This is a genomic window from Silvania hatchlandensis, assembly GCF_025564065.1.
Taxonomy (GTDB): domain Bacteria; phylum Pseudomonadota; class Gammaproteobacteria; order Enterobacterales; family Enterobacteriaceae; genus Enterobacter; species Enterobacter hatchlandensis.
Genome location: NZ_JAMGZK010000051.1, coordinates 253,844 through 272,605, shown reverse-complemented (window position 1 = coordinate 272,605; position 18,762 = coordinate 253,844). Strand labels below are relative to the sequence as shown.

Annotated in this window: 14 protein-coding genes and 3 tRNA genes; 13 read left to right on the top strand and 4 right to left on the bottom strand. The window is 56.5% G+C overall.

What is annotated here, in order from left to right:
• Positions 1–301: 301 nt before the first annotated feature.
• Complete coding sequence (gene epmA, locus M8014_RS15650) at positions 302–1,279, top strand: elongation factor P--(R)-beta-lysine ligase (protein ID WP_271283317.1); 978 nt, start codon at positions 302–304, stop codon at positions 1,277–1,279.
• An 83-nt stretch (positions 1,280–1,362) separates the two neighbouring features.
• Here epmA and mscM read toward each other — a convergent pair whose 3' ends face one another.
• The 3 genes from mscM to rsgA form a co-directional block, all read right to left on the bottom strand.
• A complete protein-coding gene (gene mscM / locus M8014_RS15645; RefSeq protein WP_271283316.1) occupies positions 1,363–4,686 on the bottom strand; it encodes a miniconductance mechanosensitive channel MscM in 3,324 nt (1,107 codons plus the stop codon).
• Between the two features lie 17 nt (positions 4,687–4,703).
• Positions 4,704–5,672, bottom strand: a complete 969-nt coding sequence (asd, locus tag M8014_RS15640) for an archaetidylserine decarboxylase (RefSeq protein ID WP_271283315.1) — start codon at positions 5,670–5,672, stop codon at positions 4,704–4,706.
• 97 nt (positions 5,673–5,769) lie between these two features.
• Positions 5,770–6,822 (bottom strand): small ribosomal subunit biogenesis GTPase RsgA, encoded by a 1,053-nt coding sequence (rsgA, locus tag M8014_RS15635; RefSeq protein ID WP_271283314.1) that lies wholly within the window; start codon positions 6,820–6,822, stop codon positions 5,770–5,772.
• A gap of 107 nt (positions 6,823–6,929) precedes the next feature.
• Here rsgA and orn point away from each other — a divergent pair, with 107 nt between their 5' ends.
• The 4 genes from orn to M8014_RS15615 all read left to right on the top strand — a co-directional run bounded on the left by orn (position 6,930) and on the right by M8014_RS15615 (position 8,093).
• Positions 6,930–7,475: an oligoribonuclease gene (gene orn / locus M8014_RS15630; RefSeq protein WP_271283313.1), complete on the top strand. Its 546-nt coding sequence runs from the start codon at positions 6,930–6,932 to the stop codon at positions 7,473–7,475.
• A gap of 199 nt (positions 7,476–7,674) precedes the next feature.
• Positions 7,675–7,750, top strand: a tRNA-Gly gene (locus tag M8014_RS15625).
• A 33-nt stretch (positions 7,751–7,783) separates the two neighbouring features.
• A tRNA-Gly gene (locus tag M8014_RS15620) sits at positions 7,784–7,859 on the top strand.
• A 158-nt stretch (positions 7,860–8,017) separates the two neighbouring features.
• Positions 8,018–8,093 (top strand) — tRNA-Gly (locus tag M8014_RS15615).
• A 271-nt stretch (positions 8,094–8,364) separates the two neighbouring features.
• On the opposite strand, the gene queG is transcribed toward M8014_RS15615, so the two are convergent.
• Entirely contained in the window at positions 8,365–9,504 is a 1,140-nt protein-coding gene (gene queG, locus M8014_RS15610; RefSeq protein ID WP_271283312.1) for a tRNA epoxyqueuosine(34) reductase QueG, read from the bottom strand.
• Here queG and nnr point away from each other — a divergent pair.
• The 8 genes from nnr to hflK all read left to right on the top strand — a co-directional run bounded on the left by nnr (position 9,503) and on the right by hflK (position 18,760).
• Positions 9,503–11,029, top strand: a complete 1,527-nt coding sequence (gene nnr, locus M8014_RS15605; RefSeq protein WP_271283311.1) for a bifunctional ADP-dependent NAD(P)H-hydrate dehydratase/NAD(P)H-hydrate epimerase — start codon at positions 9,503–9,505, stop codon at positions 11,027–11,029. The two genes, queG and nnr, sit on opposite strands and share 2 nt — an antisense overlap.
• A complete protein-coding gene (tsaE, locus tag M8014_RS15600) occupies positions 11,022–11,483 on the top strand; it encodes a tRNA (adenosine(37)-N6)-threonylcarbamoyltransferase complex ATPase subunit type 1 TsaE (RefSeq protein ID WP_271267888.1) in 462 nt (153 codons plus the stop codon). Before nnr ends, tsaE begins: the two co-directional genes overlap by 8 nt.
• A gap of 16 nt (positions 11,484–11,499) precedes the next feature.
• Positions 11,500–12,834 (top strand): N-acetylmuramoyl-L-alanine amidase AmiB, encoded by a 1,335-nt coding sequence (gene amiB / locus M8014_RS15595; protein ID WP_271283310.1) that lies wholly within the window; start codon positions 11,500–11,502, stop codon positions 12,832–12,834.
• A 9-nt stretch (positions 12,835–12,843) separates the two neighbouring features.
• Complete coding sequence (gene mutL, locus M8014_RS15590; protein ID WP_271283309.1) at positions 12,844–14,691, top strand: DNA mismatch repair endonuclease MutL; 1,848 nt, start codon at positions 12,844–12,846, stop codon at positions 14,689–14,691.
• Complete coding sequence (miaA, locus tag M8014_RS15585; protein ID WP_271283308.1) at positions 14,684–15,634, top strand: tRNA (adenosine(37)-N6)-dimethylallyltransferase MiaA; 951 nt, start codon at positions 14,684–14,686, stop codon at positions 15,632–15,634. The genes mutL and miaA overlap by 8 nt, the downstream gene beginning before the upstream one ends.
• Before the next feature lie 85 nt (positions 15,635–15,719).
• The gene (gene hfq / locus M8014_RS15580) at positions 15,720–16,031 is read left to right on the top strand and encodes an RNA chaperone Hfq (RefSeq protein ID WP_006810391.1); all 312 of its coding nucleotides are present in this window, start codon (positions 15,720–15,722) and stop codon (positions 16,029–16,031) included.
• 75 nt (positions 16,032–16,106) lie between these two features.
• Positions 16,107–17,387 carry a ribosome rescue GTPase HflX gene (gene hflX / locus M8014_RS15575; protein ID WP_271283307.1) on the top strand — a complete coding sequence of 427 codons (1,281 nt, stop codon included), beginning with the start codon at positions 16,107–16,109 and terminating at the stop codon, positions 17,385–17,387.
• A 116-nt stretch (positions 17,388–17,503) separates the two neighbouring features.
• Positions 17,504–18,760 carry an FtsH protease activity modulator HflK gene (gene hflK, locus M8014_RS15570; protein ID WP_271283306.1) on the top strand — a complete coding sequence of 419 codons (1,257 nt, stop codon included), beginning with the start codon at positions 17,504–17,506 and terminating at the stop codon, positions 18,758–18,760.
• Positions 18,761–18,762: the final 2 nt, after the last annotated feature.

The following is an 18,762-nucleotide window of genomic DNA, read 5'->3' as shown; positions in this document are numbered from 1 at the left end:
TCCAGATTTTTGATATTTCGCATCCCGACACTCAACGGTTGTTCACCGCCTGGGAGGCTAAATGCGAAAGGGGTTCCACTGCTCCTTTATGGGTAACGCAGTATAGCCGTAGGGAGCTTAGGGAAATTTGACGTGTTCGATTTTTTTGCGGTTATTTGGTGGTGATTATCATCATAATTGATGAATTGCCTCGTGAAATTATTAGTGGTTATAAAAGCCACAAAATTACCTGCGCAAAATTTGTCTCCGTCCGGGGTTACGCGTAGACTTCGTCCCCTTGTCTGAAATCGGAGAAATTCACATGAGCGAAACGGCCACCTGGCAGCCGAGCGCATCCATCCCCAATCTGTTAAAACGCGCAGCAATTATGGCGGAAATTCGCCGCTTTTTTGCCGATCGCGGTGTGCTGGAGGTGGAAACGCCCTGCATGAGTCAGGCGACGGTAACGGATATTCATCTGTTCCCGTTTGAAACCCGTTTTGTCGGCCCTGGTCACTCCCAGGGGATGAATCTCTACCTGATGACCAGCCCGGAATACCACATGAAGCGCCTGTTGGCCGCGGGCTGTGGGCCGGTTTACCAGCTGTGTCGTAGCTTCCGTAATGAAGAGATGGGTCGCCACCACAATCCGGAGTTCACCATGCTGGAGTGGTACCGTCCGCACTATGATATGTACCGCCTGATGAATGAGGTGGACGATCTGCTGCAGCAGGTACTCGAGTGCCCGGGTGCTGAAACGCTCTCGTACCAGCAGGTTTTCCAGCGTCATCTGGACATTGATCCGCTCTCGGCGGACAAAACTCAGCTGCGCGAAGCGGCGGCAAAGCTGGATCTCAGCAATATTGCCGATACCGAAGAAGACCGTGACACCTTGCTGCAGCTGCTCTTTGCGATGGGCGTCGAGCCGCACATTGGCAAAGACCGTCCGACCTTTGTGTACCACTTCCCGGCAAGCCAGGCGTCACTGGCGCAGATCAGCACGGAAGATCACCGTGTGGCGGAACGCTTCGAGGTTTATTTTAAAGGTATTGAGCTGGCAAATGGTTTCCACGAGTTGACCGATGCCCGTGAACAGCAGCAGCGTTTTGAGCAGGATAACCGCAAGCGTGCTGCCCGCGGCCTGCCGCAGCAGCCCGTTGATCACAATCTGCTGGGAGCGTTAAAAGCCGGTCTGCCCGATTGCTCCGGCGTGGCGCTGGGGGTTGATCGTCTGGTGATGCTGGCGCTGGGCGCTGAGCAGCTGGGCGACGTGATTGCGTTTACTGTCGATCGCGCCTGATAATTTGCCGGGCGGCGCTGCGCTTACCCGGCCTACAAAAACGTAGGCCCGTGCAAGCGCAGCGCCGCTGGGGACAAGCCGACTTACAAACTTCCCGCCGGGCGCTTCTTCGCCCCTGACGTTAAGGTTCTTCCCGTCTTACGCCCATCCAGTGTTTCCAGACGCATCTGGAACGGTGGGAATGGCAGATCGATACCGTGTTCACGGAAGCCCGCCAGGATCAGCTGGTGGATTTCGTGGCGCAGCGGCATGCGATGGCCCATTTCGGCCGCATAAATACGCAGCTCGAAAATCTGGATCCCCTGCTGGAGATCCACCAGGAACACTTCCGGCTCTGGGGTGTTGATCACCAGCGAGCAGCGCTCGGCCGCTGTATAGAGGATCTGCGTCACCTCTTCACTGTTGGCATCAGACGGCGCAGGCACGGTTAGTACCACACGGGTGACGGAATCCGACAGCGACCAGTTTATAAACTGCTCGGTGATAAAAGCCTTGTTGGGGACGATGATCTCTTTGCGGTCCCAGTCGCTGATGGTAGTGGCTCGGGTATTGATTTTGGTGATGCTTCCGGTCAGATCGCGAATTGTCACGGTATCGCCAATACGAATCGGCTTTTCAAACAGGATGATCAGGCCAGAGATAAAGTTGGCGAAGATCTCCTGCAAACCAAACCCAAGCCCGACACCGAGAGCGGCAACCAGCCACTGCAATTTCGACCACTCAATTCCGATCATCGAGAAGCCCACCAGCCCGCCAAGCAGCAGCAGCAGGTATTTGGTGATAGTGGTAATGGCGTATCCGGTACCCGGTGTTAAATCCAGATGCTGCAACACGGCCAGCTCCAGCAGCGCCGGGAAGTTGCGGATCAGCTGCGTGGTGATGATAAAGACCAGAATCGCAATCAGCACCGCCCCGAGCGTGATCGGCTCCAGGCTCTCTACGCCCTGTACCGTCGAGGTCACGTCCCAGAGGGTGATATTTTCCAGGAAGCCAAACGCGGAGTGAATTTCAGACCACAGCACAATCACCGACAGCAGGGCGATCAGCATGAGAATAGAGCGGACCAGGCGCAGGGACTGGGTACTGATGGCATCCAGATCCAGCTCGGTATCATCGACATCCACCGTGCCTTCCGTGCTGAGCGAATGCGGCGGTTCTTCCTCACCGCGCGCACGCTGAGCGAGGATTTCTGCCCGGCGGTTTTTCGCCCTGTCGAAGGCCAGACGACGACGCTGAATCAGCATCCAGCGCCGAATCACGTGGTACACCACCAGCAGCAGGAACCAGATCGCTACCGAGGTTTCGAGACGCGCCAGCAGCGCCTGAGCGGTAGCCAGATACCCAACGGCGGCCGCCAGAATCCCCGCCAGCGGAGCGCTCAGCAGTAAATTCCACAGCATGCGGTTGGCCATGTTATCGCCGCTGCCCTCTTTATCGAGATACAGCGGGATCCCGGCTTTCTTCAGGCTCAGGGTCACCACTGCCAGCGCGCCGCAAATCAACATAAAGCACAGGCGGCCGAGCGATCCGGAAAACTCCCGATCGTTCAGGTTATCAAACATGATCAGCGCCATGATCAGCGGCACGATAAGCCCGATGCTCATCAGGTAATAGCGCATGGCGCGCGCCACGCGGTTACGCGGCCAGCCGAAGTGGGCAACAAACAGGCCGTTCGGACGGGCGAAGGTTGCACAGATCATTACCACCCACAGCAGCGGCACGGTGGCCGTCACTCCTGCGCCAATAGCGACCGCCAGCGGATAAGGCCAGGCTTCGCGCAGGCCATAGCCAAGCGTCATCCACAGCACCGGTAGTGGGGAGGCAACCAGAATTGACCAGAAGACCGTGCGCAGCGTGAGCCAGAAATGGTCCTGGGTCACTTTACCCACGCGGGCGCTGGAGCGGTCGAGGAAGCGGGTGAAATGCCTGCGCGAGTAGATGCTAAACCCGACCAGGATCAGTGCCCCCAGCAGCGGGAAGATGGTCTCTTTGTTGGTGAGCATCATCACGCTGGCTTTGCCTAACTGGCTGAAGGTATCCAGTGAAATCAACCGGCGCAGATCCTGCACAATATCAATCGGCCAGGAAATTGAGACCGGGCGCACGTCAGAGGTCCAGAACAGATAGCGGTGAGTCGCTTCATTGACCTCTTTTAACGCATCTTCCAGCTGGCTGTTGGAGACTTTCAGTTTGGTCAGTTCCAGCAGCAGGGTATCGCCACCCTGCAACAGCGAATTGAGCAGTTCACGCTGGGTGCGCAGCTGAGCTTCCAGAATCCGGTTTTGCTCGGCAGTGAGCGCTTTGCCGTCCAACTGGTGGATCTGACGCAGCTGCGGCTGCTTGTTCAGCAGATCTTCAAAGCGCAGACGCTGCACGCGCAGCTGCGCCATTTCGGTATCGAGCTGCTGCGGTTTTGGCATCTCGGGCAGGCGTGCCACCTGGGCGCGCAGGGCCTCGCCAAGCAGGTTGGACGATCCCAGCCACTGCGACTGCTCGCGCAGCGTATTCAGCGCCTGTCTTACCTGCAGGGTTTGATTGGTGGCCTGACGCTGCTGCGAGGCCACCAGATCCATGCGCTGCGCCTGCTGGTTAAGCGCGGCAGAGAGTTCACGGTTGATCTTGAACTGATCGACGATGCCGGAAGGCAGGTTCTCGCTGTTTTCAGCCAGCAGCTCGGTGCTTTCCAGCGCTTTCTCGGCTTCACGCTGGCGCTGGCTGTTAAGCTGATTGCGCAGGGCCTGCAGATACGCATCCAGTTGTTCTCCCTGTTTCTTCGCCAGTTCAGAGCGCATACGCGCCAGCTCCTGGCGGTTGTTGGCAGAGAGCTGCGCCAGTTCCAGCTCATCGACCAGTGCTTTCAGCCTGGCCGATTCAGCCTGCAAACCAAGATTTTGCGCCTGGTTGAGCGGGGTATTGCCGGTTTGTGCCCCGGCGCGTCGCTCAACGTCATTCAGCTGACGACGGGCATCGGTTTGCTGTTGCGGAAGCTGGTTCAGCGAGTCGGCTATTTCACGGGCGCGCTCCTGCTCCTGCTGCGCCTGGCGGGTTTTTTCCAGCAGTTGGCTGCTGACCTGCAGGATCTCCTGGTTAAGCGTGTCAGAGGTCATGCCGACCGGCACCTGACGCGGCTCTTCGCGCAGATCGTTGAGCTGCGCGCGGAGGGTTTGCGAGAGTTTGGGGAAGTTATCGATAACCTGCTGATACTGCGTCGCACGTTCGAGGGAGCCTTTACGCTCCTCAAGGGCGTTCAACGCAGCCTGGAGCACCTCTACGGTTTCGGGCTGGGCGGGTTTTGCCGCCTTTGCCTGCTCCAGTTCTTGCGAGAGTTGTTTTGCATTGGGGGCGGTCGCTGCGTACGCCCCCATACTGAGGCACCAGGCCATCAGTAAAGTGATAATCAGGCGCACGTCAGTATACCTTTTGGTTAGCCTTGGTCTTTTTTGTCGTCAACCAGCGGACTGGCGTCGAGTTCTGCGGCGATCTCTTCTGCCGGCAGCGGGGCAGGCTCTGCATCCACGGTGACAAACGGCTCCGTCGACACCGCCAGCGGTTGGCCAAGTTTGGTCACCGACAGGCTTTCGAGTTGCTCAACCAGCTTCACTGAATTTGGTGCAAACAGGTTGATAACGGTCGAGCCCAGCTTGAAACGGCCCATTTCCTGACCTTTCAGCAGAGCGATAGAACCTTCGCTCTCGCCAGCAGGCCAGGTCCAGCGTTTGATCACGCCTTCGCGCGGCGGGGTAATGGTGCCCGCCCAGACGGTCTCAATGCTGCCCACAATCGTAGCACCAACCAGAATCTGTGCCATCGGGCCAAACTCGGTATCAAACAGGCAGATCACGCGCTCGTTACGGGCGAACAGGTTAGGAACGTTCTGCGCGGTCAGGTGGTTTACTGAGAACAGATCGCCCGGCACGTAGATCATTTCGCGCAGAATACCGTTGCACGGCATATGTACGCGGTGGTAGTCGCGCGGTGACAGGTAGGTGGTGGCAAAAGAGCCGTTGCGGAACAGGTCCGCCATCAGGTAGTTACCTGCCAGCAGGGCTTCCAGGCTGTAGTTATGGCCTTTGGCCTGCAAAATCTTATCGCCTTCGATTTTACCCAGCTGGCTGATAACGCCATCGGCAGGCATAACCAGCACGTTCGGGTCGGTATCCAGCGGGCGCACTTCATCGCGCAGTGGACGGACAAAGAAATCATTGAAAGTGCGGTAGCTGGCGGTGTCCGGCTTCTGCGCTTCTTTCATGTCGACCTTGTAGTACTTCACGAACAGGTCGATAACCAGCTTGGTCAGCCAGCCCGCTCGTTTGCTCGCGCCCCAGCCCGCCAGGCGAGTGAGCCACAGTTTTGGCAGAATGTATTGAAGCGAAAGTTTAAATGAGTTTAACAAGGTAGCCTCCAGGCCATTGTTTTGTCGTTCCTGATCCGGCTGTGAGCCGCCGGAACCTGAAAAAAGGGGACGATTTTAGCGACGCTTAGCTTAGTTGTCAGTTGTCAGAATCAGAAAAGTTTTTACGCGTCTTTACCTGGTCCATGCTTTCGAGAATGCGGTGATAGTTATAAAAACGGGTTTCAGCGATTTCACCGTTTTCTACCGCTGCGCGAATGGCACAGCCAGGGTCGTTATCGTGTTTACAGTCACGATATTTGCACGCGCCTAAATAGTCATGGAATTCGACAAAGCCGTTAAAGATTTGTTCCGGTTCGAGATGCCAGAGGCCAAATTCACGTACGCCAGGGGAGTCGATCACATCGCCGCCGTGCGGGAAGTGATACAGACGTGAAGCGGTAGTGGTGTGCTGGCCAAGACCCGAGTTATCAGAGACCTCATTGGTGAGGATCTCTTTTTGCAAACCAAGAAGGTTGTTCAGCAAACTGGATTTACCGACGCCTGACTGTCCGGCAAAAATGCTGATGCGGTCGGTGAGCGCTTCTTCAAGCGGCTGCAGACCATCTTTCTTATGGCTGGACACCATCAACACGCGATAACCAATCTTGCGGTAGATATCCATCTGCTCATTCACGAAGGCCATGCTGTCGTCGTCAAGCAGATCGATTTTATTCAGAACAATCAGCGGTTCAACCTCAAGGGTTTCGCACGCGATGAGATAACGGTCGATAATATTCAGCGACAGTTCGGGCAGGATTGCAGACACAATCACGATCTGATCGATATTGGCGGCAATCGGTTTTACACCGTCGTAGAAGTCAGGACGCGTCAGGACCGACGTGCGCTCATGCACGGCCTCAACGATGCCTTTAACCTTGACGCCTTCTGCTGCGGCTTTACCGGGACGCCAGACCACGCGGTCACCGGTGACCAGCGAGCGTATGGTGCGACGGATATTGCAGCGGTGAATCTCGCCACTGGCGGTTTCTACATCGGCATGCATACCAAAGCGGCTAATCACTACGCCCTCAGTGGCTTCGCCAAACAGATTGTCGTCGTAGTCAGGCTTATCCGCAGCGGTTTTAAGACGGCGCTCGTGGTTGGCACTCACACGGCGCTGTTGACCTTTGGAGAGTTTATTTTTACTCAATCGTGCTGGCTCCTGGTCGCCCATATCGGGCAAAACCTCTATGATACACACTAATTAATACTAGTTAACCTGCCACGGCCGGTTAAGCGAGAAGGGTGGAAAATAACATGAGCGCAGATGAAAACAACCTGATTTGGATCGATCTGGAGATGACCGGACTGGATCCCGAGCGCGATCGCATTATTGAGATCGCCACGCTGGTGACCGATGCGAACCTGAATATCCTGGCGGAAGGGCCGACGATTGCCGTTCATCAGTCTGACGCGCAGCTGGGGCTGATGGATGAATGGAACGTGCGTACCCATACCGGCAGCGGGCTGGTGGAACGCGTCAAAGCCAGCACCCAGGGCGATCGTGAAGCCGAGCTTGCCACGCTGGAATTCCTCAAACAGTGGGTACCGCAGGGCAAATCGCCGATTTGTGGTAACAGCATCGGCCAGGATCGTCGCTTCCTGTTTAAGTACATGCCGGAGCTGGAGTCGTACTTCCACTATCGTTATCTCGACGTGAGCACCCTGAAAGAGCTGGCACGCCGCTGGAAACCAGAGATGCTGGACGGGCTTAAAAAGCAGGGTACCCACCAGGCCATGGATGATATCCGTGAATCGGTGGCGGAACTGGCGTACTACCGTGAACACTTTATTAAGTTATAAGAAAAGTGCCCGGCAGCACGCTGCCTGCCGGGGTATACGAGTGAAATCGGCGTAAAAGTGCGCAATGTGATCAATATTCAAGCGATTGAATTAAATTTCTAAAAAATCGCTTTCGGGGGGGTTGCAGCAGGTCGAATTTCTCGTATAATGCGCCTCCCGTAACGACAGAGAATTACACGTTACGACAGCACAGATTTTTGCGGGAATAGCTCAGTTGGTAGAGCACGACCTTGCCAAGGTCGGGGTCGCGAGTTCGAGTCTCGTTTCCCGCTCCAAATTTGAACATGCTAAGCAGTAAGACCACCCAAGCGGGAATAGCTCAGTTGGTAGAGCACGACCTTGCCAAGGTCGGGGTCGCGAGTTCGAGTCTCGTTTCCCGCTCCAAAATTTGAAAGGTATCGCAAGATACGCACCACCAAAATCGCAGGATTTCAAGTTGCAACAAGGCGGCAACTGAACGAATCCTTGGGAGCTTACTTAAGTAAGTGACTAAGGTGAGTGAAGGCAGTCAACGCAGTGGCAGCTTGAAAGACGAAGATTAAGCGGGAATAGCTCAGTTGGTAGAGCACGACCTTGCCAAGGTCGGGGTCGCGAGTTCGAGTCTCGTTTCCCGCTCCAAATTTTTTCTCCCCCAAACAGATATCCACAGCGGAAAGCCTCGCTGGGGACGAATTATTTCATTTCTGACAAACTCTTCTTAACAGACTTATCCACAGGTCTGCGCCTGCCCTTGCTCTCTCTCAAAACTTCGCATGATGAAGAGTATCTGCGTAACCATTTGAAATTAATAAATTAAATTTGATTTAAAACTGTTAAGTTGATCACTTGACCTCCCCGCCAGGCTTGATGCTTCCTGCCTCTGTAATTTTATTCACAGCCTGTGGAAATATCATGCGTCTCGGGGAAGGCCTTTTTCAATGACGCGTACCAGCCTGTTTTTCTGGGGTAATTGCACGTCCACCGCGCAGGCGTTTCGCTTCTCAATCTGCTGCGCAATCGCCCATTCTATGTGTTCATCAAGAAGTGGGTGCTCACCTCGGCGACTTTCCAGTGCCTGCAAATGGGCTTCATCCCAGGGGGCATTTCCCAGCGCGACGGCAATATTACGCAGCCAGCGCAGATGTCCGATGCGGCGAATCGCCGATCCCTCGGTCACTTTAAGGAACCAGGCTTCGCTCCAGGCAAACAGTTCGGTAAGCGGTGGGGCATGCAACGCCTTACGCGGGCTAAAGTCATCCTCTTCCGTGAGCTGAGAGTAGCGGTTCCACGGGCAAATCAGCTGGCAATCATCACAGCCGTAAATGCGGTTGCCTATCAGCGGGCGGAACTCTTCCGGGATTGCCCCTTCAAGTTCGATAGTGAGATACGAAATACAGCGGCGGGCATCGACGGTGTACGGTTCGACAATCGCCCCGGTGGGGCAGATAGTCATACACGCCACGCAGCGTCCGCAGCCATCTTCAACCGGGCCATCCACCGGCAGCGGGATATCAATCAGCAGTTCACCGAGGAAAAAGAACGAGCCTGCGTCGCGGCTGAGGATAAGTGAGTGCTTACCCGTCCAACCAAGCCCCGCTTTTGCCGCCAGCGGGCGCTCAAGAACAGGCGCGGAATCGACAAAGGGTCTAAAATTCAGCGTGGTGCAATGCTGCTGAATCATCTCCCCCAGCTTTTTGAGTCGGTTACGCAGTAGTTTGTGATAATCACGGCCCAGCGCGTAGCGGCTGACGTAGCCCAGAGACGGGTTTTTCAGCGTACTGGCAAATGCCGCACCGGCGGGGAGATAGTTCATGCGCACGCTGATGACGCGTAAGGTACCCGGCAGCAGCTCATGCGGACGGGCGCGCATCATGCCGTGCCGTGCCATCCACTCCATTTCGCCGTGATATTGATTATCCAGCCAGGCCTGCAGTTTCGGCTCGCTGGCAGAGAGATCGGTATCGGTAATACCCACGTGCTGAAAGCCTAGCTCGACGCCCCATTGTTTAATGTTTTGCGCTAACTGATTGAGATCGAGGGGCTGTGACATGACGGACCATACTGTGAAGAAAAACCCTGCAAGTATACCACATTCCATCTGGCCTGCGGAGGCGCTGCGTCGCGCGGAAAAAGAGGCGGCGGATAGTCTCGGGCTCACCCTTTACGAACTGATGCTGCGTGCCGGCGATGCGGCATTCTCGGTGGCCCGCGCGGCTTATCCGCAGGCTCACCACTGGTTGATCCTCTGCGGGCACGGCAACAATGGCGGGGATGGTTATGTCGTCGCCAGACGGGCGGTGGCAGCAGGGATTCACGTGACGTTGCTGGCGCTCGAGAGCGACAAGCCCCTGCCCGAAGAGGCCGCCAGGGCACGAGACGCCTGGCTGGAGGCAGCAGGAACCCTTCATGCCGCCGATATTCTCTGGCCCGAAGGGGTAGACCTGATCGTCGACGGCCTGCTCGGCACGGGGCTGCATAGCGCCCCGCGCGAGAGGGTCAGCAACCTCATTACGCACGCCAACCATCATCCGGCGCCGGTTCTGGCGCTGGATATTCCGTCGGGGCTGATGGCCCAGACGGGTACGGCCCCTGGGGCGGTGATTCACGCTGACCATACGGTGACCTTTATCGGGCTAAAACCCGGTCTGCTGACGGGTAAAGCGCGCGATGTGGTTGGCAGGTTGCACCATAACGCGCTGGGGCTGGAAGGCTGGCTGGCCGGACAGACAACGGCGATAACGCGATTTGATGCATCGCAGCTACCGGAGTGGTTTCCCCCTCGCCGCCCGACTTCGCATAAGGGCGATCACGGCAGGCTGGTGATTATCGGTGGCGACCACGGTACTGCAGGCGCCATCCGCATGACCGGCGAAGCGGCACTGCGGGCGGGAGCGGGGCTGGTGCGGATTCTGACGCGCAGCGAAAATATTACGCCGATCGTCACCGCCAGACCTGAACTGATGGTGCACGCACTCACACCGCAGGCGCTGGACGACAGTCTGGAATGGGCGGATGTGGTGGTGATTGGACCGGGTCTGGGTCAGACGCCGTGGGGCAAGCAAGCCTTGCAGAAGGTCGAACAGTTCCGCAAACCGATGCTGTGGGATGCCGACGCGCTGAACCTTCTGGCAATCAATCCGGATAAACGTCACAATCGCATCCTGACGCCGCACCCCGGCGAGGCCGCGCGGCTGCTTAACTGCAGCGTTGCAGAAATTGAGAGCGATCGCTTACATTCTGCTCAGCGTCTGGTAAAACGTTACGGTGGTGTTGCGGTTTTGAAAGGGGCAGGCACTGTCGTCGCCAGTGAAACCGGCTGGCTTGGCATCGTGGATGCGGGCAATGCTGGCATGGCGAGCGGCGGAATGGGCGATGTGCTTTCCGGTATTATCGGCGCGTTGCTCGGCCAGAAGTTGGCCCTTTATGATGCCGCCTGCGCAGGCTGCACGGCGCACGGCGCAGCAGCCGACCACCTGGCTTCCCGCTACGGTACGCGCGGGATGCTGGCAACCGATCTTTTTGACACGCTGCGGCGTGTCGTTAACCCGGACGTAATTGACCTAAAAAATGATTAATCGAGTGATTCCTCTACCCGACGAACAGGCAACGTTAGATCTCGGCCAGCGCATGGCGCAAGCCTGCGAGGGCGCGACCGTCATCTATCTGTATGGCGATCTTGGCGCGGGTAAAACCACCTTTAGCCGGGGCTTCCTGCAGGCGCTGGGTCATCAGGGAAATGTGAAAAGCCCAACCTATACGCTGGTTGAGCCCTATACCCTGGATAACCTGATGGTGTACCACTTCGATCTCTACCGCCTGGCGGATCCTGAGGAGCTGGAGTTTATGGGGATCCGCGATTATTTTGCCAACGATGCCATTTGCCTGGTTGAGTGGCCGCAACAGGGGACAGGCGTACTGCCTGAACCGGATGTTGAAATTCATCTGGAGTATCAGGCGCAAGGGCGTGAGGCCCGCGTCACTGCTGTCTCCTCATCAGGACATTCCATACTGGCGCGTTTAGCCGGTTAAGCTAAGAGACGACGGGATGATTAATCGCGTTAAAAGTTGGTTGATAGCTGCAACGGTGCTGTTTTGTTCGCAGGTCGGCGCGGCAAGTTTGTCCGATATCCAGGTCTCCAACGGGGACAATCAGGCCCGCATCACCTTTAGCTTTATGGGCGATCCGGAATACGCGTTTTCACAGGACGATAAGCGCAGCGTGGCGCTGGATATCAAACAGACGGGCGTCATCAAGGGTCTGCCGCTCCAGTTCAGCGGCAATAACCTGGTGCGCAGCATTCGTTCCGGCACGGCAAAAGACGATCAGTCCCTGCGTCTGGTGGTTGACCTGACGCAGAACGGCAAAACCCGGGCGGTGAAGCAACAAAATGGCGCGAATTACATGGTGATTTTTACCATTAACGCCGATGCCCCACCGCCGCCACCTCCACCACCGGTAGTGGCGAAGCGGGTAGAGGCACCGGTTATGACGCCACGTCCGAGTGAGCCCGCGCGCAACCCGTTTAAATCCGGAAGCGATCGCATTACCAGCGTCACCAGCAGCAATACGGTGACGCGTCCGGCGGCGCAGGCGCGTGCGGTGAACGGCGAGAAAGTGATTATTGCCATCGACGCCGGACATGGCGGCGACGATCCCGGTGCGATCGGCCCTGGTGGCACGCGTGAGAAAAACGTGACCATCGCGATTGCCCGTAAGCTGCGAACGTTGCTGAATGACGATCCGATGTTTAAAGGTGTCCTGACCCGCGACGGTGACTATTTCCTGTCGGTGATGGGCCGCTCTGACGTGGCGCGCCAGCAGAATGCCAATTTCCTGGTCTCTGTACATGCCGATGCCGCGCCGAATCGCGATGCGACTGGCGCATCCGTCTGGGTGCTCTCTAACCGTCGCGCCAACAGCGAAATGGCCAGCTGGCTGGAACAGCACGAGAAGCAGTCCGAACTGCTGGGCGGAGCGGGTGATGTGCTGGCGAACAGCCAGTCCGACCCCTACCTGAGCCAGGCGGTACTGGATTTACAGTTCGGCCATTCTCAGCGCGTCGGGTATGATGTGGCGACTAACGTATTGAATCAGCTGCAAAGCGTGGGTTCCCTGCACAAGCGTCGCCCGGAACATGCCAGCCTGGGCGTGCTGCGCTCGCCGGATATCCCGTCCATTCTGGTGGAAACGGGCTTTATCAGTAACAACGGTGAAGAGCGGCTGCTTAGCAGCGACAGCTATCAGCAGCGGATTGCCGAAGCAATTTACAAGGGGCTGCGTCAGTATTTTGATGCCCATCCGCTCCAGTCGGCACCGCAGGGTGGCGCGGGGCAGACCGCCAGCGCAGTGTTACCGGGCGAGTCAATCTCGACCAATTAAGGAGATCACATGCCGATTCAGGTTCTGCCGCCGCAGCTTGCGAACCAAATCGCCGCCGGCGAGGTGGTAGAACGTCCTGCGTCGGTGGTGAAAGAGCTGGTGGAAAACAGTCTCGATGCGGGTGCCACCCGGATCGAGATTGATATTGAGCGCGGCGGCGCGAAGCTTATCCGCATTCGCGACAACGGCTGCGGCATCAAAAAAGACGAACTGGCGCTGGCGCTGGCACGTCATGCCACCAGTAAAATTGCCTCCCTTGACGATCTGGAAGCCATCATCAGCCTCGGTTTTCGCGGCGAAGCGCTGGCCAGTATCAGCTCCGTCTCCCGCTTAACGCTCACCTCCCGCACGGCTGAACAGCCGGAAGCGTGGCAGGCTTACGCCGAAGGTCGGGACATGGACGTAACGGTCAAACCCGCCGCCCATCCGGTCGGCACCACGCTGGAAGTGCTGGATCTGTTCTACAACACGCCCGCGCGACGCAAGTTTATGCGTACTGAAAAAACCGAATTCGGCCATATCGATGAGATTATTCGCCGCATCGCGCTGGCGCGCTTCGATGTCACCATCAACCTGAGCCATAACGGCAAGGTGATGCGTCAGTACCGCGCTGTGGCCCAGGATGGGCAGAAAGAGCGTCGACTGGGTGCCATCTGCGGTACCCCTTTTCTTGAGCAGGCGCTGGCGATTGAGTGGCAGCATGGCGATTTGGCCCTGCGTGGCTGGGTTGCCGATCCAAAAGTCAGCAGTGCTGCCTTTGCTGAGATTCAGTACTGCTACGTCAATGGGCGCATGATGCGCGACCGCCTCATCAACCATGCGATACGTCAGGCCTGTGAAGATAAGCTGGGTGTCGGGCAGCAGCCTGCCTTTGTGCTCTATCTGGAGATCGACCCGCATCAGGTAGATGTCAATGTGCATCCGGCCAAGCATGAAGTCCGTTTTCATCAGTCGCGGCTGGTGCATGACTTTATCTACCAGGGCGTGCTGAGCGTACTGCAACAGCAGGACGACCCCGCACTACCGTTGAGCGAAGAGATCAGCACTGCGCGTCCCATTCCAGAAAATCGCGTAGCGGCCGGGCGCAACCAGTTTGCTGAACCGGCTGTTGCGCGTGAACCTTCTGCCCCGCGCTATGCGAGCGGTGGCAGTACACCCCGACCTACGGGCGCTAACTATCCGCATGCGCAGCCAGGCTATCAAAAGCAGCAGGGGGCGGTGTATCGCAAACTGTTGGATACCCCAACAACCCAGCAGCGTGCGGGCGATGTCACCCCGGCCACGGAAACGCTGGCCGGACACAGCCAGAGTTTTGGTCGGGTGTTGACGATCGTGGCCCCGGACACCGCGCTGCTGGAGCGCGACGGCCAACTGACCTTGCTGTCTCTGCCGGTGGCCGAACGCTGGTTAAAGCAGGCGCTCCTGACGCCCGGCAGCCATCAGGCCTGCGCGCAGCCGCTGCTGATCCCGGTGCGGATAAAAATTACGCCGGAAGAAACCCAGGTTTTACAGCGTAATCAAGCTTCGCTCGCTGAAATGGGCATTGAAGTTGTGGTTGAGGCCCAGCACGTCACGCTTCGTGCGGTGCCTTTACCCTTACGCCAACAAAATTTACAAAACTTGATTCCTGAACTGATAGGCTACCTGGCGCAGCAAACGACGTTTGATGCCGCCAATACCGCGCAGTGGATCGCCCGCCATCTGGCCAGCGATCACCCTGTGTGGAGCATGGCGCAGGCCATCACCGTGCTGGCAGAGGTTGAACGCCTTTGTCCGCAGCTGGTGAAAGCGCCGCCGGGTGGTTTATTACAACTTGTCGATTTACAAACGGCTAAGAACGCCCTGAAAAATGAGTGACATAAGCAATACTAGCCTGCCAAAGGCGATTTTTTTGATGGGGCCAACGGCCTCGGGCAAGACCGCGTTAGCCATTGAGCTACGTAAAGTTTTGCCAGTAGAGTTGATTAGCGTTGATTCCGCCCTTATTTATCAGGGGATGGATATTGGTACGGCAAAGCCTAACGCAGACGAGTTACGCGCGGCTCCGCACCGATTATTGGATATTCTTGACCCAGCGCAGGCCTGGTCGGCGGCAGATTTTCGCCGCGATGCGCTGGCGCAGATGGCAGAGATCACCGCAGCAGGGCGCATTCCCCTGTTAGTGGGTGGAACAATGCTCTATTTCAAGGCCTTACTGGAAGGGTTATCGCCGTTGCCCTCGGCGGATCCGGTGGTCAGAGCAAAGATTGAGCAACAGGCGGTAGAGCAGGGATGGGGGGTGCTGCATCAACAACTGGCCGACGTCGACCCGGTTGCAGCAGCCCGGATTCATCCAAATGATCCGCAAAGGCTTTCCCGGGCACTGGAAGTTTTTTTCATTTCGGGTAAAACTTTAACGGAACTGACCCAAACGTCAGGAGAGGCTCTGCCGTATCAGGTGCATCAGTTCGCCATCGCCCCGGCGAGCCGTGAACTGCTCCATCAGCGAATTGAGCAGCGTTTTCATCAGATGTTGGCTTCAGGTTTTGAAGCAGAAGTGCGGGCGCTTTTTGCCCGTGGAGATTTGCATACGGATATGCCTTCCATTCGTTGTGTGGGTTATCGCCAGATGTGGTCATACATTGAAGGCGAGATTTCACATGATGAAATGGTTTATCGAGGTATTTGCGCCACGAGACAGTTGGCGAAGCGCCAGATAACCTGGTTGCGCGGTTGGGACGGTATTCACTGGTTAGACAGTGAAAAGCCGCAGCAGGCGTTACATGATGTATTACAGGTTGTTGGTGATATCGCAGACTGAATGTGTACAATTAAGCCGTATCGTGCGCAATTTTTCAGAATCGCAAGGTTCTAAGTACAAAACAAGCATATAAGGAAAAGATAGAATGGCTAAGGGGCAATCTTTACAAGATCCGTTCTTGAACGCACTGCGTCGTGAACGTGTTCCAGTTTCTATTTATTTGGTGAATGGTATTAAGCTGCAAGGTCAGATTGAGTCTTTCGATCAGTTCGTGATCCTGTTGAAAAACACGGTCAGCCAGATGGTCTACAAGCACGCAATTTCTACTGTTGTTCCGTCTCGCCCAGTCTCCCATCACAGCAATAACGCTGGCGGCGGCACCGGTAGTAACTATCATCATGGCAGCAACGCGCAGGGCTCTTCTGCTCCTGCGCAGGACAGCGAAGAAACCGAATAAGGTTACGGGCTGTTTATCCACACGGGGAGCCTGGTTTCCAGCGTTCCCCGCTGATTTATTTTGAGGATTATACGCTTGTTTGACCGCTATGATGCCGGTGAACACGCGGTGCTGGTACACATCTATTTTACGCAAGACAAAGATATGGAAGACCTCCAGGAGTTTGAAGCTCTGGTCTCTTCCGCTGGCGTCGAAGCATTGCAGGTGATTACTGGTAGCCGTAAAGCACCGCACCCGAAGTATTTTGTTGGTGAAGGTAAAGCAGTTGAAATTGCGGAGGCCGTAAAAGCAACCGGTGCGTCCGTCGTGCTGTTTGATCATGCGCTCTCTCCTGCTCAGGAACGTAACCTGGAAGCGCTGTGCGAATGTCGTGTCATCGATCGCACGGGTTTGATATTAGATATTTTTGCTCAACGTGCCCGTACCCACGAGGGGAAACTGCAGGTTGAGCTGGCGCAGTTGCGCCACCTGGCGACGCGTCTGGTACGCGGCTGGACTCACCTTGAAAGACAGAAAGGCGGGATTGGTTTGCGTGGCCCGGGTGAAACCCAGCTCGAAACTGACCGTCGCTTACTGCGTGGGCGTATAACCCAGATCCTCTCACGGCTCGAAAGAGTTGAGAAACAACGTGAGCAGGGACGTCGTTCCCGACAGAAAGCGGACATCCCAACGGTGTCGCTGGTCGGTTATACCAATGCCGGTAAATCCACCCTGTTTAACCTGATAACCGAGGCCCAGGTGTATGCCGCAGACCAGCTGTTTGCGACCCTGGACCCGACGCTGCGCCGCATTAACGTGACGGACGTAGGTGAAACTGTGCTGGCGGATACCGTAGGTTTTATCCGTCATCTGCCGCACGATCTGGTGGCTGCCTTTAAAGCCACCTTGCAGGAAACGCGTCAGGCGACGTTGCTGTTACACATCATTGATGCCGCCGATGTACGCGTGCAAGAAAATATTGACGCAGTGAATATCGTGCTGGAAGAGATAGATGCGCACGAAATCCCAACGCTGCTGGTGATGAACAAGATCGATATGCTGGATGACTTTGAGCCGCGTATCGACAGGGATGAAGAGAACATACCGATTCGGGTCTGGCTTTCTGCCCAGACCGGTGTCGGTGTACCACTGCTTTTCCAGGCTTTAACAGAACGACTTTCTGGTGAAGTGGCACAGCATACGCTGCGTCTACCGCCTCAGGAAGGCCGACTGCGCAGCCGTTTTTATCAGCTTCAGGCGATAGAAAAAGAGTGGATGGAGGATGACGGCAGCGTGGGGTTGCAAGTACGTATGCCGATCGTTGACTGGCGTCGCCTCTGTAAACAAGAACCTGCGCTGGTCGACTACGTCGTCTGACCGGAAAGGATAGCCTGAAGGTTTTTGCCCTTTGGGATACCTGAGTGCGCTGTGGATGCTCCGGCATGCCTGGCGAAGGACGGTATATCACCGCATAACAAATATGGAGCACATACATGGCGTGGAATCAGCCCGGTAATAACGGACAAGACCGCGACCCGTGGGGGAGCAGCAATAATCAAGGCGGCAACTCCGGGGGAAATGGCAATAAAGGTGGTCGCGAGCAGGGACCACCCGATCTGGATGATATCTTCCGCAAGCTAAGTAAAAAGCTGGGCGGACTTGGCGGTGGTAAAGGCACTGGTGGCGGTTCTGGCCAGGGGCCGCGTCCTCATATCGGTGGTCGCGTGGTGGGCATTGTGGCCGCCGCAGCGGTGATCATCTGGGCTGCAAGCGGGTTCTACACCATCAAAGAAGCCGAACGCGGTGTAGTGACCCGTTTTGGCAAATTCAGCCATCTGGTTGAGCCGGGTCTGAACTGGAAGCCGACCTTCGTTGATAACGTGCAGGCCGTTAACGTTGAATCGGTGCGCGAGCTGGCAGCGTCCGGCGTAATGCTGACGTCCGATGAGAACGTCGTTCGCGTTGAGATGAACGTGCAGTATCGTGTTACCGATCCGCAGCACTATCTGTTTAGTGTGACCAGCGCAGATGACAGTCTGCGCCAGGCGACAGACAGCGCCCTGCGTGGCGTGATCGGCAAATACACCATGGACCGTATTCTGACCGAAGGTCGTACCGTTATTCGTAGCGATACCCAGCGTGAGCTGGAAGAGACCATTCGTCCGTACAACATGGGGATCACCCTGCTGGACGTCAACTTCCAGGCTGCACGTCCGCCGGAAGAGGTGAAAGCCGCGTTTGACGATGCGATTGCTGCACGTGAAAACGAACAGCAGTACATCCGTGAAGCGGAAGCGTACATCAACGAAGTTCAGCCGCGTGCGAACGGTCAGGCACAGCGTATTCTTGAAGAAGCGCGCGCCTATAAGACCCAGACTGTCCTGGAAGCTCAGGGTGAAGTGGCGCGTTTTGCGCGACTGCTGCCGGAATATAAAGCCGCACCGGAAATTACCCGTGAGCGTCTGTATATCGAGACCATGGAGAAAGTGCTGAGCCACACTCGTAAGGTGCTGGTCAACGACAGCAAAAATGGCAACCTGATGGTTCTGCCGCTGGATCAGATGCTGAAAGGCGGAAATGCGGCCGGTGCCAAGGGCGATAACAGCGGAGCGAACAATCTGTTGCGCCTGCCGCCAGCGTCGACCGGGAAATCCAACGCCAGCAACACCTCTTCTTCGAACGATGGTGACATCATGGACCAACGCCGCGCCAACGCGCAGCGTAACGACAACCAGCGTCAGGGGGAATAACG